The organism is Claveliimonas bilis (assembly GCF_020892095.1).
GTDB lineage: Bacteria > Bacillota > Clostridia > Lachnospirales > Lachnospiraceae > Claveliimonas > Claveliimonas bilis.
In genome coordinates, this window is the sequence record NZ_AP024845.1 from 2,055,932 (window position 1) to 2,071,588 (window position 15,657).

At 44.6% G+C, this 15,657-nt stretch carries 14 protein-coding genes; 11 read left to right on the forward strand and 3 right to left on the reverse strand.

Features of this window, described 5'->3' with window-relative positions; translation table 11 throughout:
- Nucleotides 1-36 precede the first annotated feature (36 nt).
- Nucleotides 37-1,266, reverse strand: a complete 1,230-nt coding sequence (locus EUBC25_RS10090) for a 6-phosphofructokinase (RefSeq protein WP_230105357.1) — start codon at nt 1,264-1,266, stop codon at nt 37-39.
- Nucleotides 1,267-1,414: 148 nt separating this feature from the next.
- Between EUBC25_RS10090 and EUBC25_RS10095 the strand changes: the two genes are divergently transcribed.
- The 4 genes from EUBC25_RS10095 (at nt 1,415) to EUBC25_RS10110 (ending at nt 6,058) form a co-directional block, all read left to right on the forward strand.
- The gene (locus EUBC25_RS10095) at nt 1,415-2,431 is read left to right on the forward strand and encodes a glycosyltransferase family 2 protein (RefSeq protein ID WP_230105358.1); all 1,017 of its coding nucleotides are present in this window, start codon (nt 1,415-1,417) and stop codon (nt 2,429-2,431) included.
- 65 nt (nt 2,432-2,496) lie between these two features.
- Nucleotides 2,497-3,111: a rubrerythrin family protein gene (locus EUBC25_RS10100; protein WP_230105359.1), complete on the forward strand. Its 615-nt coding sequence runs from the start codon at nt 2,497-2,499 to the stop codon at nt 3,109-3,111.
- A gap of 95 nt (nt 3,112-3,206) precedes the next feature.
- Nucleotides 3,207-4,955 (forward strand): S8 family peptidase, encoded by a 1,749-nt coding sequence (locus EUBC25_RS10105; protein ID WP_230105360.1) that lies wholly within the window; start codon nt 3,207-3,209, stop codon nt 4,953-4,955.
- An 86-nt stretch (nt 4,956-5,041) separates the two neighbouring features.
- On the forward strand, nt 5,042-6,058 hold the full coding sequence (locus tag EUBC25_RS10110) for an NUDIX domain-containing protein (protein WP_230105361.1): 1,017 nt from the start codon (nt 5,042-5,044) through the stop codon (nt 6,056-6,058).
- Between the two features lie 46 nt (nt 6,059-6,104).
- Here EUBC25_RS10110 and EUBC25_RS10115 read toward each other — a convergent pair whose 3' ends face one another.
- Together EUBC25_RS10115 and EUBC25_RS10120 are read right to left on the reverse strand one after the other, a co-directional pair.
- A complete protein-coding gene (locus tag EUBC25_RS10115; RefSeq protein WP_230105362.1) occupies nt 6,105-7,067 on the reverse strand; it encodes a zf-HC2 domain-containing protein in 963 nt (320 codons plus the stop codon).
- Nucleotides 7,068-7,087: 20 nt separating this feature from the next.
- Complete coding sequence (locus tag EUBC25_RS10120) at nt 7,088-7,573, reverse strand: RNA polymerase sigma factor (RefSeq protein ID WP_230105363.1); 486 nt, start codon at nt 7,571-7,573, stop codon at nt 7,088-7,090.
- Between the two features lie 204 nt (nt 7,574-7,777).
- Between EUBC25_RS10120 and EUBC25_RS10125 the strand changes: the two genes are divergently transcribed.
- The 7 genes from EUBC25_RS10125 to EUBC25_RS10155 all read left to right on the forward strand — a co-directional run bounded on the left by EUBC25_RS10125 (nt 7,778) and on the right by EUBC25_RS10155 (nt 15,642).
- The gene (locus EUBC25_RS10125) at nt 7,778-8,455 is read left to right on the forward strand and encodes a response regulator transcription factor (RefSeq protein WP_230105364.1); all 678 of its coding nucleotides are present in this window, start codon (nt 7,778-7,780) and stop codon (nt 8,453-8,455) included.
- Nucleotides 8,456-8,484: 29 nt separating this feature from the next.
- Complete coding sequence (locus tag EUBC25_RS10130; protein ID WP_230105365.1) at nt 8,485-9,408, forward strand: sensor histidine kinase; 924 nt, start codon at nt 8,485-8,487, stop codon at nt 9,406-9,408.
- 159 nt (nt 9,409-9,567) lie between these two features.
- Nucleotides 9,568-10,269 carry an ABC transporter ATP-binding protein gene (locus tag EUBC25_RS10135; protein WP_230105366.1) on the forward strand — a complete coding sequence of 234 codons (702 nt, stop codon included), beginning with the start codon at nt 9,568-9,570 and terminating at the stop codon, nt 10,267-10,269.
- On the forward strand, nt 10,251-12,956 hold the full coding sequence (locus tag EUBC25_RS10140) for an ABC transporter permease (protein WP_230105367.1): 2,706 nt from the start codon (nt 10,251-10,253) through the stop codon (nt 12,954-12,956). Before EUBC25_RS10135 ends, EUBC25_RS10140 begins: the two co-directional genes overlap by 19 nt.
- 116 nt (nt 12,957-13,072) lie before the next feature.
- Complete coding sequence (locus tag EUBC25_RS10145; protein WP_230105368.1) at nt 13,073-13,948, forward strand: YitT family protein; 876 nt, start codon at nt 13,073-13,075, stop codon at nt 13,946-13,948.
- 236 nt (nt 13,949-14,184) lie between these two features.
- Complete coding sequence (locus EUBC25_RS10150) at nt 14,185-14,421, forward strand: hypothetical protein (RefSeq protein WP_230105369.1); 237 nt, start codon at nt 14,185-14,187, stop codon at nt 14,419-14,421.
- Between the two features lie 54 nt (nt 14,422-14,475).
- Entirely contained in the window at nt 14,476-15,642 is a 1,167-nt protein-coding gene (locus tag EUBC25_RS10155; protein ID WP_230105370.1) for an iron-containing alcohol dehydrogenase, read from the forward strand.
- Nucleotides 15,643-15,657 lie beyond the last annotated feature (15 nt).

A 15,657-nucleotide genomic window follows, 5' to 3' on the forward strand; every position in this document is an offset into this window, starting at 1 on the left:
GGAGGCATGCAGATCATGCCTCCTGTCTTTTGGTCATTAATTCTCTTTTCTGTAAGCAAAGAGCGGGATTCCGTTCTTTGTGGGAAGTTCTACATGTCCCTGAGTAAGAGGACGTACGTAGTCCACAAATTCTTCGCTGATATCAGAACCCTCGCCGATGATCCACTGCGCGGGAACCGGTTTTTCCTTATTGCAGATAATGTTGACATCTGCTGTGCCGTAGGACAATTCATAGGGAACGCTCTTGTTGCGGATAAAGGTGATCATTTTACCGCTTTCTCCGGCAAGTGCAGCCTGTACGGCGTAAATGCCGGCGTTTACCGCCTCGTCAAGATCCACACGGGAGAGATGAGCGCAGGAGCAGCGCTGGCATACATTCAATTCTACAGAACGTACTTTAACGCCCAGTTTTTCTTTTACCAGGTTTTCCAGGTATTTGCCGGAACCGGTCAGCATTTTGTGACCGAAGTTGTCTGTGCCCACTTCACTTGCATATTCACAGATAAAGGTTCCTTTTCCGTCGTTGATCCCTTCAGAAATACATACCACCAGATTGGGGGTTTTCTCAAGAGAAGAGCGGACTTTTTCAATAAATGCATCGGGATCAAAGGCTACTTCAGGCAGATAAATAAGAACCGGGTTGTCGCCTTTAAACTTCCTTGCCAGCATACTGGCGGCAGTCAGCCATCCGGCATGTCGTCCCATGATTTCTACGATGGTGACAGATTTCTTATTATCATATACAGAAGCGTCGATCGCAATTTCACGGACAGTGGTTGCCACATATTTTGCAGCGCTCCCATATCCGGGAGTGTGGTCTGTTTCTACCAGGTCGTTGTCAATAGTCTTAGGAACGCCGATAAAGCGGATATCGCTGTTCATAAAACCGGCATACCGTGACAGTTTACTTACCGTATCCATAGAATCATTTCCGCCGATATAGAAGAAATAGCCGATATTCAGCTCTTCAAAACGGCGGAAGAGTTCCGGATAAACCGGATCATGAAGATCTTCCGGCAGCTTGTAACGGCAGGAACCAAGATAAGCTCCGGGAGTCGTGCGGATCAGTTCCAGCTCATTTGTTTTGTCAAGAGCGCCCAGATCCATATAATTACCGTGGAGAAATCCTTCAATTCCGTTGATCATACCGTATACTGTATCAATGTCAGAAGTTTTTTTGACGCCCTCTGAAGCAACTCCGTACAGGCTTCCGTTGATGACAGCAGTCGGACCTCCGGATTGTCCCACAATGATATTTTTTTTCATGCCTTTTTACCTCCGTTGTGTGTACTTACTATAAATATAACGGAAAAAAAGTTTTTTTACAATCAGACAAAGAAGATTTTGCAAAGTTTAAGTTGGAAAAAAGGCAGGAATACTATATAATACTAAAGAAGTCGAGGAGGAAAAAATTATGAAATACATTTCATTCGCAATTCCCTGTTATAATTCAGAGGCGTATATGACTCATGCAATCGAAAGTATTCTTCCCGGGGGAGAGGATGTAGAGATTATCATTGTCAATGATGGATCAAAGGACAATACATCACGAATAGGACATGAATATGCTGAAAAATATCCGGATATTATTAAGGTGATCGATAAAGAGAACGGAGGGCATGGAGATGCTGTCAACAGCGGACTGGCAGCAGCGTCCGGCAAATATTTTAAAGTAGTAGACAGCGATGACTGGGTCAAGGAAGAATCTTTGCACCGAATCCTTCAGGTGCTTCGTGGATTTGAAGAAGAGGGACAGCAGGTAGATATGCTGATTGCCAACTATGTTTATGAAAAAGAAGGCATGGAGAATAAAAAGTGTATCCATTATCGGAATGTACTGCCCCAGGATGAGATTTTTCACTGGTCTGATATCGGTCATTTCCATCTGGATCAGTATATTCTGATGCACTCCGTTATCTACCGAACAGAGCTTTTGCAGCTCTGCCAGCTGCGTCTGCCGAAGCATACATTTTATGTTGATAATATATATGTATACTATCCTTTGCCGCATGTGAGAAAAATGTATTACATGGATGAAGATTTTTACCGTTATTATATCGGCCGGGAAGATCAATCCGTCAACGAAAAGGTTATGATAAAACGGGTAGACCAGCAGATCTTTGTGACAAAGAAAATGATCGATATGTATCAGATGAAGGAGATAACGAATAAGAAGCTGAAAAAATATATGATAAACTATCTGGCTATCATGATGACGGTTTCTTCTATTCTGTGTATCCGCTCTAAGGAGAGGGAAAATCTTGATAAAAAGAAGGACCTTTGGCTATATTTGAGGAAGAAGGATGTAAAAACTTACTTTAAGATCCGTTATGGGATTTTAGGACAGACAATGAATCTTCCGGGAAGATCCGGACGGAAGATTTCGTCTCTGGCGTATACTGTTGCAAGGAGACTGATCGGATTCCAATAAAATAATGAATAATCTGGCACTGCCATGGTACATACTATAGAAAGCAAATGAAAGGAGTATGTATCATGGCAGTTGATTTTCAAAGAAGCAAAACAAAAGAAAATCTGATGAAGGCGTTCGCGGGAGAAAGTCAGGCAAGAAACCGCTACACCATTGCAGCAGAGATGGCCCGGGAGCATCATATGTATGCAGTGAGCCAGATTTTCCTTTTTACGGCAGAGCAGGAGCGGGCTCATGCCCAGCGCTATTATGAACTTTTAAAAGAGGCAGAGGGGCAGACCATCGAAATATGCAGCGGTTTTCCGGTAGATACCTTTGATTCTCTGACAGAGCTTTTGGCTGCTGCAGAGCACAACGAGACAGAAGAATATAAAGATGTCTATCAGGTGTTTGGAAATCAGGCAAAAGAAGAAGGATTTCTGGAGGCGGCGTCTGCATTTTTCCAGATTGCAGAAGTGGAAAAAATACATGCAAAAAGGTTCGGGACGATCAAAGAACTTCTGGAAAATAATACCTATTTTGAATTTGCCGAAGAGGGGGCATGGATGTGTCTGAACTGCGGGCACATCTTCCGCGGGTCAAAGGTACCTGAGATCTGTCCTTTGTGCCGCCACGAGAGAGGATTTTTTATCCCTCTTTCTATCGCACCATACACAGATTCGGGGATTGCAGTGTGCTAGGAAAGGTTATATTCTTATATTCCGGGCATATGATGTAATAAAAATGCAGTGTCCAAATACAGGACGATACTGCAGAAGGAAAACGAGGTGGCCGGATGAAAAGCCAGAAGGTAGAAAATCTTTTGAACCTTGCGCTGGATGCTACAGAAGAGGAGAGGGAAAAGTCGCTGGAACTGGATGTGGGGTATTATCCTATTGACCGGGAGTGGGATGTTATTGTCAAATATTCCGGAAGCCTTGAAAGAGCCAGAGCGATAGCTGTTCAGGTGACAGAGCTTTTGAATGAATACGCGGTGATCACGATTTTGGAGTCCCGCTTAAACGAGCTGTCTTTGCTGCCGGAAATCGAGTATATCGAGAAACCGAAGCGGCTGTTTTTCCAGGTATATGACGGAAAGCGTGTATCCTGCATAAATGCTGTGCAGGATACACCTTTTTCTTTGAGCGGGAAAGGAACATTGATAGCCATTATAGATTCCGGCATTGACTATATGCTGCAGGATTTCAGATGGGAAGACGGTTCGACACGCATTCTTGCCATGTGGGACCAGTCTGCCGACCGGGGGACAGAGGAGGCAAAGCCGCCGGAAGGCTACCAGATAGGAGCAGAATATCCGGCGGAACAGATTGATCGCGCTATCCGTGCGGAAACGGAAGGGGAGAGAAGGCGATTAGTACCGGAAGAAGACCGGTCAGGTCATGGGACGGCAGTTGCAGCCATCGCAGCCGGAGGTGGAGGCAGTGGAGGAGACTGGTATGCAGGTGTGGCTCCGGGGAGCAGCCTTTTGATCGTAAAACTGGCATCTCCAAGGGCAGACGGCTTCCCGAGGACAACAGAGCTGCTGATGGGAATTGATTATGCCGTCCGAAAGTCTCTGGAATATCAGATGCCTATGGCAATGAATATCAGTTTTGGTAATACATATGGGGCACATGACGGAAGTTCGCTTCTGGAACGATATATGGATGACATTGCGAACCTGGGACGTACCAGCATCTGTGTAGGGGCAGGCAACGAAGGAAACAGCGCCGGGCACACCTCCGGAAAGATCAGAAGCGGAGAAGAAGTGAAGGTACAGCTGGCGGTCCAGGAAAGCCAGCCTACTTTAAATATCCAGATCTGGAAGACTTACGCTGATGAAGTGCGCTTTTCTATTATTACGCCTTCCGGCGTTCGGACAGAACCTATCCGCGAGGTGATAGGTACACAGAGAATACAGGTGGGGCCTACAGAAATTCTGATATATTATGGAGAGCCAAGTCCTTATAGTCTGGTGCAGGAGATTTTTATTGATCTTCTTCCGGTGGACAGTTATATTGCTTCAGGAGTGTGGACTGTTGTTCTGACAGCGGGAAAGGTAGTGGACGGAAATTATCAGATGTGGCTTCCGTCGGAGGAAGTTCTCAATCGGGGAACAGGCTTTCTTTTCCCTATTGAGGAAAGAACCTTCACTATCCCCTCAACAGCTTCCAGGGTTATTACCGTAGGGGCCTATAATGCACTGACTTTTACGTATGCAGATTTTTCCGGACGGGGTGCAGATGGAGAAGGATATCGTACCAAACCGGATCTGGCAGCTCCTGGAGTAAATATATCAACCCGGGCTCCGGGAGGGGGAATTGTTTCTGTAACAGGAACTTCTTTTGCAGTGCCTTTTGTGACAGGGGCGGCCGCTCTTTTGATGGAATGGGGGATTGTCAGGGGAAATGATGCCTATCTGTATGGGGAGAAGATAAAGGCATATCTGAGAAAAGGAGCAGCAGAACTCCCCGGTTTCACAGTTTATCCCAATAATCAGGTGGGATATGGAGCACTATGCGTAAGAGACAGTATACCGGTGTAAAGGATATTGCCGGAATCGGTCAGATAAGATATCATAAAATTTATATAGTAGTATAAAAGTACACAGGGATACGAAGGAGAAGGAATATGATAAGATTAAGCACATTATGTTATATTGAAAAAGACGGAAAATATCTGATGCTCCATCGGACAGTGAAAAAGAATGATGTCAATAAGGATAAATGGATCGGAGTGGGCGGTCACTTTGAAGACAGTGAAAGCCCGGAGGAATGTCTGATGCGGGAAGTGTGGGAGGAGACAGGGTACACACTGACCTCCTGGAAATACAGGGGAATTGTCACCTTTGTATATGGGGATTCTGTTACAGAATACATGTCACTTTATACCGCCGACGGATTTGAGGGAGAGCCACACCCCTGCGATGAAGGAGAACTGGAGTGGGTGGAGAAGGAAAAGGTCTTTGATCTGAATATCTGGGAGGGAGATAAGATCTTCTTTCGCCTGATGAACGAGGACCACCCCTTTTTCTCCTTAAAACTTGTGTACGACGAAACGGATACACTTCTTATGGCAGCATTGGATGGAAGAGCGATGGAGCTTTTTGATATTTTAAACGAGGATGGATCGAAAAGCGGAATTGTTACAGAAAGAGGAGTAGCTCATCTGGAAGGGAGCCTGCATCCTACTGCTCACGTGTGGATCATACGGAAGAATGAACAGAGCGGGTATGATCTGCTCCTGCAAAAAAGAAGTGCCTGTAAGGACTCCAACCCGGGATGTTATGATGTTTCATCAGCGGGGCATGTGGAAGCAGGAGATGATTATCTCCCGGCAGCTTTGCGGGAACTAAAAGAAGAATTAGGAATAGATGCAAAAGGAAGCGATCTTCGGTTTGCGGGCATGAGGTACAGTGCTTTTGAAGATGAATTTTACGGAAAGCCCTTTCGGGATAATGAGCTTAGCGCTGTCTATCTCTACGAAAAACAAGTAGATGAAAGAAACCTGAGTCTTCAGGAAGAAGAGGTAGAAGAAGTAATGTGGATGGATTTTGAAAAATGCAGGGAAGCGGTAGAAAGAGGGACTTTGAAAAACTGCATTTACAAAGATGAGCTGGAGCTTTTGAGAAAGGAACTTTTTCAATAGGATAAAAGAGGAGACAGGAGTTTTGCCAACTGTCTCCTTTGTTGCACTATTCTTCCGAATCCCAAATAGTCCCCCAGAAATTTTTTCTAAAGTCTTTTGACCATTCTACTGTGCTCTCATCTTCGTCAGCGTCGGTCTCTTCTGGATTTTCCTCCATTTGTGCATAATCTTCTTCCATCATGGCACGTTCGTCGGCGACTAGTTTTTCAATCTCTTGGGGAGCTTGTGAAAGAGGCTGACCTTTTTCCCACAGAGCGAGAATCTCCCCGCCTTTTCCTACGCAATATACGCCGCTGGTATCCTGAATGACAAGCCTGCCTTCAGAAGGATTTTTGACATCATCGGGCCAGGTTCCGGATTTTTCAGGTACAACCATATAGAATGTTGTCGCCTCATCGCTGCTGTTGATATGAAAAAGTTCATTGATGCGATCATCTATAGATTTTTGGAAAGCCAGGGCGTTGAAGTCTGTAAAATAGTTTGTATGAAGTTTCTGTTCTCCATCCTGATCCGTCACATAGCATTCCGAGAAAGAAGAAAAAGAAGAATTGACAGTAAAGGAACAGTAGATAGAACCGTCTTCCAGACGGTAGGCATCGCCGGGAGTAATTTTATCCGTGGAAATTCTTGAGTCAAGAACCGGTATGGTCTCTAGTACGGTTTCCTTCGCTTTGTCAATGAATGGAGAAGAGGCAGAGGAAAAGTCGGGAGAATTGAGGAAACAGCCAATGATAAAAACAACGATCAAAGTAATACCGGTGATCATAAACTGCCGGGATGTAATACGGCGGCTTAATTTTCTTATCATGGCTTTATCATCTAAAGGGTCTGCAGATTCTTCCGGATCAATATTGATGTCGGGAACATCGGCAGACATTTGATCGTAGTATTCCCGGCAGTTTTCGCATTCAGTCAGATGGTTTTCTATCATATCTTTGCTTTCTTCGCTGCATACCTGGTCCAGGTAAAGCGGGAGAAGATCACGAATGATATTACAGGATATTTTCATAAACTCACGCTCCTTAAAAATTATTCTTGAATTTTTTTCTGGATCTTCATACGGGCCCGGTAATAGGTTACTCTTGCCCAGTTTTCCTGTTTTCCGAAAATCTCGCCAATCTCCCTGAAGGAAAGATCACCCAACGTGCGCAGTGTAAAGACTTCCTTATAGGGTTCATCCAGATAATGAAGGATTTTGTAAAGGGAAAGAGCCTGTTGATTTTGTATACAAAGATCTTCCGCGCTTTGTTCTGTAGATATGTCCGTTACAGGGATATCCTCGGTGGAAAGGGCAGGCTTTTTTCGCTTCTGGCTGATGTATAAATTTTTGGCAATCTGACAGAGCCAGGATTTCACGGAGCAATTTCCCTTAAAATGCCGGATTTCTTTCAGAGCTCTGAAAAACGTTTCCTGTGTGATTTCTTCAGCAATGTAAGGATCTCCGCTTGCAGCAAGTATAAATAAATATACATCATGAAAAAAGCGTTCATAAAGCTCTTCAAAGTCAGCGTTCATTTTGGCATCCCTCCCCTCTTTGCTTATTAGACGCATGAGCATATTCATTCGTTACAGAAGATTATAACAAAATAATGGAATTTTTACATGGCGGGTACAATGTGATATGATTACATAGGTATGTAGCATTGGTGTACAAGGGAGCGTATTGACTTCTTGTACACCAACGCTATCTTGAAAAACAATGGAAAGAAAGGGAAAACGATGGCACGGATCGGGATTATAGAGGATGACAAAATGCTGAATCAGGCTCTGAAAATCGCACTCCAAAAAGGCGGGTTTGCAGCATCTTGTGCTTATGATTGCAAAGAAGCTGTACAAATGCTGAACAACGGCGAAAATTTAGACTTGCTGCTGATAGATGTGACCTTGCCGGATGGAAACGGAATCCGGTTATACGAAGAAATATTAAGAAACGGAATAAAAGAACTTCCGGCTATCTTTCTGACAGCCAGGGATGAGGAAAGAGAAATGCTGGAAGCCTTTGACGCCGGGGCAGATGACTATGTAGTAAAACCGTTTCAGATGAAAGTTCTGCTGAAACGGATAGAGGCTGTTCTTAGAAGGACAGATAAAGACAAAGTATTCATTTTTGATGATCTGGAAGTCTGGCCGGAGAAAAGAAGAGTCTTCCGGGGCGGAGAAGAAATCATGCTGACAGCCAGGGAATATAATCTGCTCGAATTTTTTGCCAAAAATCAGGGGCAGGTTCTGACAAGAGAAATGATTCTTGAGAGCGTATGGGGGATTGACGGACAATTTGTAGAGGAAAATACAGTCAGTGTCACGATTGGAAGGCTTCGCAGAAAAATAGGAGATCAAAAAGTGCAGAAAGCTCTGATCAAAAACGTATTTGGTCTGGGCTACCGGTTTGGAGAATGAGAAAAAAGTACAATGGCGGGAGGAAGAAAATGTGGATTTGGCTTGTGACGGCAGCTGCAGCAGGTATTGCAGCTGGAGGAACGATCTCTATTTGGATAGAGAGAAAGCAAAGAAGACGGGAAATGGAAACATTGCTTGAGCTCACGGAACTTGTGCTGGAAGAAAAAGAAGTTACCAACAGAACAGCCGGGGAAGAGACAATCTATGCGAAGATAGAAGACCGGCTGATTCGGATATGCAGGATGGCGAAAGGGCGTCAGGAAGAGGCAGAAAAAAGCCGGGAAAAACTTCAGAAACTTATTACGGAAATTGCCCATCAGCTTCGGACTCCCCTGGCAAATATCCAAAGCTATCTGGAACTTGCAAAAGGGGAAACAAAAGGAAGAAATGAAGAGGCATATCAGTATATCCAGTCGGCAGAGGGAGCTAAAGAGAAAATCCGGTTTCTCACAGAAAGTTTCATCAAAATGTCACGATTGGAACATGACATGATACAGATAAGAAAGGAATCGAAAGATATTAGAAGAACTCTGCTGAATGCCCTGGGACAGATACAGGCACAGGCAGAAGAAAAAAAACTGGACTTCCAGGTATCGATTCCATCCGATCTGGAACTTAGGCACGATCCAAACTGGCTTGGCGAGGCCTTTTTCAATGTGCTGGATAATGCAGTAAAGTACAGCGGTCAAGGCGGACATGTGGAAGTAAGCGCGTTGCAAAATGAAATGTTTCTTAAAATTTCCGTGAGAGATTACGGAATTGGCATTGAAGCCGGGGAGGAGAACAGAATATTCCAGAGATTTTACAGGGGAAAGAAAGTCCGTGTGCAGGAAGGATTTGGGGTGGGCCTTTATCTTGCCAGACAGATCATCCTGGCGCAGGGAGGCTTTATCCGGGTAAAGAGACAAACAAGAGGACTGCTGATGGAGATTTTCTTTCCCACAGAAGAATAGATGCTGTGCAGACAAAGGAAGAAATGCGAGAACGAAAAAGCGGACAGGACAAAAAGCGGCCTGTCCCTTTTTTGTCACAGGATTGTAAGATTTATATAGTATTCTCTTTTTATGGCAAATATACCAGCATATACTGGGAAATTACCGGAGGAAGAAAAGATGAAAATTGTAAAGGCAGTTGGACTGAAAAAATATTTTGTTACAGAAGACTATGAGGTACATGCCCTGGACGGTATTGATCTTTCTGTAGAGGAGGGCGAATTTCTTGCGGTTGTAGGAACATCGGGAAGCGGAAAAACTACACTTCTGAATCTTCTTGGGGCATTGGATGAGCCTACAGAAGGAGGAGTATGGATACGAAACATAAGCTTAAAGGATATGACGGCAGAGGAAAGGACTGTCTTTCGGAGACGAAATATCGGATTTATCTTTCAGCAGTATAACCTGGTTCCCATGCTGGATGTGTATGAGAATATTACGCTTCCGATACGCCTGGACGGGGGAAAGCTGGATGAAGCATTTCTGGAGGAAATGCTGAAAATTCTGAAGATAAAAGAAAAGCTGCATCAAATGCCGGAGACATTATCAGGCGGCCAGCAGCAAAGAGCGGCTATTGCCAGGGCTCTGCTTGCCAAGCCTGCGGTTATCCTTGCGGATGAGCCTACAGGAAGCCTGGATTCAGAGACCGGGATGGAAGTAATGGGACTTCTTAGAACATGTGCTGCACGTTTTCATCAGACCGTTATTGTAGTCACTCATCAGGAGGAGGTGGCTCAGATGGCCGATCGGATCATTTGTATGTCTGACGGAAGGCTTGCAGCGGATTCTGACGAAGAGAAAAGATGGGAGGAAAGATTCTGATGGCGCAAAGAGGACATGTTTCAGAAAAAAATCCTTCTGTGATACGGATTCTTGCGGCGAGAAATGCGGCCGGGAGCCGTGGAAGGAATATGATACTGTTTTTGGCGGTGGCTTTGGGAATCCTTACACTTACCATGGTATTTGGTACGGCAAAAGGGAAAATGCAGGCAGAGTATCTCCGGGCGGTTCGTCGGGATGGAACGGCGGCTGCTACAATTTTGGAAGATGGCACCAAAGAGCAGTATGTAAAAATAAAAGAACTTGGATATATAGAAAAAGCAGGCCGAATGGAGACAGTCGGATATGCTTACAACGGAACAGAATCGGTATGTGGGATTGCGGTACTGGACCAGATTGCATGGGAAGAGATGATGAAACCTGCATACACGGATATCCAGGGACATTACCCGGAAGAAGAAAATGAGATAATGCTTCCGATAAGGGTCCTGGAACAGATGGGAATTACAGAACCAAGATCAGGGATGAAGATTTCTCTTACTGTGAAGATCGGCCTTTTTGAGCAGAGAGAGGCAACCTTCCTCTTAAGCGGGTGGTATCGGGATTACACCAATCCCGCCTCCCACCCGGCGCAGGGGTATGTTTCAGAAAAGAAACTGAGAACATGGGGCGGAAACCTGGATGAAGAAAGTGATATTCTGATCTGCCAGGATGACCGGATAGACGGACATACTGCAGAGGAAAAACTGTACGAGGATGTGAAGATGACAGACGACGCACAGACATTTACCGGAGGAAATACCTACGCTTATGAAGCACTGAACCGTTTTCTGGGAGGATATGAAATGGCTGTGTTAGGGGCGTTTCTTGTTCTGGCTGCAGTTTATTTTCTGATTTTTAATGTACTTTGGATTTCCATGACCGGAGATATCAGGCAGATTGGTCTTTTGCATACACTTGGAGCAACAAAAAAACAGCTTCGAAGTTTTTATTTTCGACAGATAGGGATTGTGTTTTTAGGGGGGACAGCAGTTGGAGCCGGAAGTTCCTGGATATTTTTGTCTACATGGCTGCCCCGTGTCCTGGGCAGGCAGTATCTGTCACAGTATGGGGGAAGCAGAGGTCTTTCCGTATTTTCTATTTTGCTTCTGGCAGGAGTGATTCTTTTTGTTGGAATTGTAACAGCAGCGGCAGCAGGGGCAGTAGTATTTCGGGCAGTGGAGATGTCCTGTCTGGAGGCTATGCACTATACAGGCAGAAAAAAAGGGGAAAGGTCGGAAAAAAGAAGAAAGAAAAACGCAGAGAAAAAGACGGAGAAAAATACATGGAAGGAACGCCGGGAAATCCGCCGTATGGCGTGGCAGAATCTTTTTCGGACCCGCGGCAGGCTGATATGGACGGTTCTTTCACTGTTTCTTGGACTTGAGACGACGATGGGGGCAGTGGTGATCACTGAAGGAACAGATTACGGCAACGTGTTTGATAATATGCCGGATTTTGTGATTGCCGGAAGATTTGCCCCCTGGGCAGAAGCAGAGGGGTGGGGAAAAGAGTATCTTGGAAGAGATCCGGGAGAGGATCCTTTCCTGACAGAGGGAAGCATGACCGGACTTTTATCGGAAAATGCTTATGATGAATTTTCTCCTGTCTCTGAAGAAGTAAAGAACCAGCTTCTGAAAGTGACAGATCATAAACCGGAGAATGTGCATCTGACGGAAGGCGCCTATATGTACGTCTGTTTTACTCAAACAGGCATTCGCCCGCTTGTGGATGATCCGGATGAGGCGAAGACAGAGCAGATGATTATAGAGACAGGTGGATGTACCATTCAAATTCTGACAGGCAAAGAAATAGAACAACTCAAGGCATTTGCGGAAGAACAGTCGCTGAAACTGGATATGGAAGCTTTGGAGGAGGGCTTTGGCGTACTTCTCCTGCAGGATCATATTCTGTCTAAGGAAAAGCAGAAGCAGGCGGAAGAAGCAGTGGGAGAGCCGGTCTGGTTTACCTCTCTTCAGACAAAAGAGGAAAGAGAAAAGGAGTCGGCAGAAATGACACTGTGCGGCTATATGGACACAACACTTGAAGGTTTTCCGGAATTGAAACAGACATGGCATGGACCGAGACTTCTGTACTTTGCAATTAGCGAGAAAGGATTTGAGAAACTTCAGACAGAAAAGAAGACCTTTTCCGTGGAAATGAATGTACAGGAAGGGGAAGAGGCAGCGGCAGAAAAGGAAGTACAGCAGATTTTATCCAGAGAAAACCAGATAAGAGAGGAGAAACAGGAAACGGGACTTTTCCAGATCAGCAAACAGATACTGCAAAAGGAGGCGGAAGGCTATGTGAATGGCAGCCGGCTGCTTCTCGGAGCGCTTGGAGCAATTTTGCTTCTTGCAGGGATAATGAATTATTTTAATGTTATGGCGGTAGGAATCCTGACAAGGCAAAAGGAATTTGCTGTTCTGGAAAGTCTGGGAATGACGAAACGGCAGCAAAGAAGAATGTTGGTAAATGAAGGAGTTGCTTATTTCATTCTGACGCTGGTTTTGCTTGCTGTTCCTGGCATACCGGGACTTTTGCTGCTGTCCTTCTATATGGAGTCCAGGCTGGACTATTTTGTATTCCAATGGCCTGTAGCCCAGGCAGCGGTTGTGTTGGGAGGTCTTCTGATTTTATGCGCGGCAATGCCGGCGGTCATCTGCCGCTATGCGGAAAGAAAAAAATAATTGCCATATTGCAGACCGGAGATTGATTCGTTATACTAGGAGTTAGAAGTATCAGCGGATACGAAAAGGAACTGTATGAGGAGGAAAGCAGGATGTGAGATCCTGCGGAAAGCACCATGAAAAAATCACCGGTTTTTAAAGGATTTCTTTTGGTTATTGGCTGTTTATGCTGTAGTATTGCAACCAACTGGATCATGATTCCCAACGGACTGGCTACGCCCGGTATTACTGGTATATCTATGACTGTAGAAAAATTTACGGGAATTAATTATGCGCTTATTTACTATGCCATTACGATCCTTATTTTGATTGTTACATGGATGACTCTGGGGAAGAGAGATGTGTCCAATATTGTTATCCTGTCTATCCTGTATCCAATGGTATTGTGGGTGTTAAGTTTTATTGATATACAGATTATTTTTGAGGAAAAGCTGATCGCACTGGCCGCGTTCGCTGTCCTTTATGGAATTGGAGTGGGAATCCCGTATCGTATCGGATTTTCCTATGGCGGAGATGATACGGTGGCTAAAATATTGAAAAAGACAATCTGGAAGTCAACAGAGCTGAAGAAGATTTACTATTTTGAGGAAGTTTTGATCCTCCTTATTATGACTCTGGCATTCAGCCTGGATCAGCTGGCTTATGCATTTGCGGGACAGCTCATTTATGTGAACAGTATGAATTATGTTGTATTCAATCTGGGCCCCAAACTGTATGATGTGCAGATGATCGGGAAAAATATGGAAAAGATTGAAGATTTTATTATTCACAAGATTCATAAGAGTGTGACGATTTATCATGACGCTATGGGCGGCTACTCAAAAGAGCCGAAGATACAAATGAGCTGTGTGTGCAACTCCCGGGAATATGTGCAGCTTCGGGAATTTATAAAAGAAGGGAATTTTGAGTGTTTTATTAAAGTACTGCCTCTGATCCATGTATTTGGACAGAATCGGGATTTTCACAGGCTGGATGATGAAAATATTGAATAATGTGAACAGACCGGAAAGGCTGCAGGGAAAACCTGCAGTCTTTTTTATTTAAGGGGAAACTTTGTTCCCCTTAAATAAAATGCTCCGCAGGATGCGCACTCGCGCGAAGCGGAATTCTTTGTCCTATATAGGAGAGTCAAAACTTTAAGGTATATATTCCGCAACCAATACATGGCTTCTCCGGTTCATTTTTTTCAATTATACTGTGTTTAGATCGGATACATAGGAGGTAAAAAATGGTGAAAAAATCCAGACTGTTTCCAATATTTCTGACGGTCATAGCGATAACAACAGGCTGCGGACGGGACGGAACAGATGAGAGCATCGGAGAGTCAGAGCGTCCGGGCACACTTGTGGAGCTGGAGTACGATACTTATGAATCAATGAGTTACGAAGAGCAGGAAGGAGGCACTCACAGCGGAGAGTATGCAATGGAATATTTTTACAACGGATTGTGCTGGATCTGGCAGTAGGTTTTCTTTTTTACAATTTATTCAAAAAGTGGATGCAGGGAGGTTTTTCAGAGCATGAATAACTTCATCTATGAAAACAGGACAAAAGTTTATTTTGGACCGGGATGTGTAAAAGAATTTCTTGTCAGCCTGATAAAAGATTACGATACTGTGATGCTGGCTTATGGAATGGGATCCGTTAAAAAAAACGGCATCTACGACGAGATTCTGGGGATTCTGATAAAATCCGGAAAAAACGTAGTGGAATTTTCCGGTATCATGCCAAATCCCACTTATAGAAAAGTGATGGAGGGAGCCAGACTGGCAAGAAGCAGCGGAGCCCAGATCATTCTTGGAATTGGCGGCGGCTCTGTTATGGATTGCTGTAAGGCGGTTGCCCTTGTGGCATATTGTAAGGGAGATCCGTGGGAGAATTACTGGGAAAGAAAAGGGGTCATTCATTTTGAACCCATTCCTGTGGGAGTGGTTGTCACAGCGGCGGGAACCGGAAGCGAATGCAATGGAGCAGCCATTATCACCAATGAAGAAAAAAGGCGAAAGACAGGATATGATTATCCGGCATGTAATCCCCGGTTTGCACTGATGGATCCTACCTATACATTTACCGTGCCGAAAGAACAAATGATATCCGGAGCTTTTGACAGTTTGTCCCATGTCATGGAAACATATTTCAGCGCTCCGGATGAACGGAATGTATCCGATGAGATTTCGGAAACACTTATGCAAAGTATTATAAGAAATATCAGGATGATACTGAAGGATCCCCAAGACTATGGGGCCAGGAGCAATCTTCTGTGGGAGTCTTCCCTATCTGAAAACCGTCTTATTAAACTAGGAAAACAGTGTGATTTTGCCTGTCATCTGATGGCTCATCAGATCGGCGCTTATACGGACTGCAGCCACGGACAGGCGATGGCAGTGCTGCATCCGGTCTATTACCGGCATATATACAGAAACGGTGTTGAAAAATTTTCAAGATTTGCCAGGAATGTGTGGAAAATCCGGGAACAAGGGAAAACAGATGCGGAGCTGGCAAAAGACGGGATCGATGCACTTGAATCTTTCATCAAAGTGACAGGACTTCCCACGACTTTAAGAGAACTTGGAATAGAAGACCAAAAAGAGCTGAAGGAGATTGCGGATTCCTGCCATTATTCTCCTGGAAGCTACCGAAGAATTATGCCGGATGAAATCCTGAAAATATTTCTGGAGTGTTTTTAAACAGACAGATAAATG

Excerpts from the sequence above, each read along its gene's own strand:
- EUBC25_RS10090 (WP_230105357.1), bottom strand. The coding sequence starts at position 1,266 with ATGAAAAAAAATATCATTGTGGGACAATCCGGAGGTCCGACTGCTGTC.
- EUBC25_RS10095 (WP_230105358.1), top strand. The coding sequence starts at position 1,415 with ATGAAATACATTTCATTCGCAATTCCCTGTTATAATTCAGAGGCGTAT.
- EUBC25_RS10100 (WP_230105359.1), top strand. The coding sequence starts at position 2,497 with ATGGCAGTTGATTTTCAAAGAAGCAAAACAAAAGAAAATCTGATGAAG.
- EUBC25_RS10105 (WP_230105360.1), top strand. The coding sequence starts at position 3,207 with ATGAAAAGCCAGAAGGTAGAAAATCTTTTGAACCTTGCGCTGGATGCT.
- EUBC25_RS10110 (WP_230105361.1), top strand. The coding sequence starts at position 5,042 with ATGATAAGATTAAGCACATTATGTTATATTGAAAAAGACGGAAAATAT.
- EUBC25_RS10115 (WP_230105362.1), bottom strand. The coding sequence starts at position 7,067 with ATGAAAATATCCTGTAATATCATTCGTGATCTTCTCCCGCTTTACCTG.
- EUBC25_RS10120 (WP_230105363.1), bottom strand. The coding sequence starts at position 7,573 with ATGAACGCTGACTTTGAAGAGCTTTATGAACGCTTTTTTCATGATGTA.
- EUBC25_RS10125 (WP_230105364.1), top strand. The coding sequence starts at position 7,778 with ATGGCACGGATCGGGATTATAGAGGATGACAAAATGCTGAATCAGGCT.
- EUBC25_RS10130 (WP_230105365.1), top strand. The coding sequence starts at position 8,485 with ATGTGGATTTGGCTTGTGACGGCAGCTGCAGCAGGTATTGCAGCTGGA.
- EUBC25_RS10135 (WP_230105366.1), top strand. The coding sequence starts at position 9,568 with ATGAAAATTGTAAAGGCAGTTGGACTGAAAAAATATTTTGTTACAGAA.
- EUBC25_RS10140 (WP_230105367.1), top strand. The coding sequence starts at position 10,251 with ATGGGAGGAAAGATTCTGATGGCGCAAAGAGGACATGTTTCAGAAAAA.
- EUBC25_RS10145 (WP_230105368.1), top strand. The coding sequence starts at position 13,073 with ATGAAAAAATCACCGGTTTTTAAAGGATTTCTTTTGGTTATTGGCTGT.
- EUBC25_RS10150 (WP_230105369.1), top strand. The coding sequence starts at position 14,185 with ATGGTGAAAAAATCCAGACTGTTTCCAATATTTCTGACGGTCATAGCG.
- EUBC25_RS10155 (WP_230105370.1), top strand. The coding sequence starts at position 14,476 with ATGAATAACTTCATCTATGAAAACAGGACAAAAGTTTATTTTGGACCG.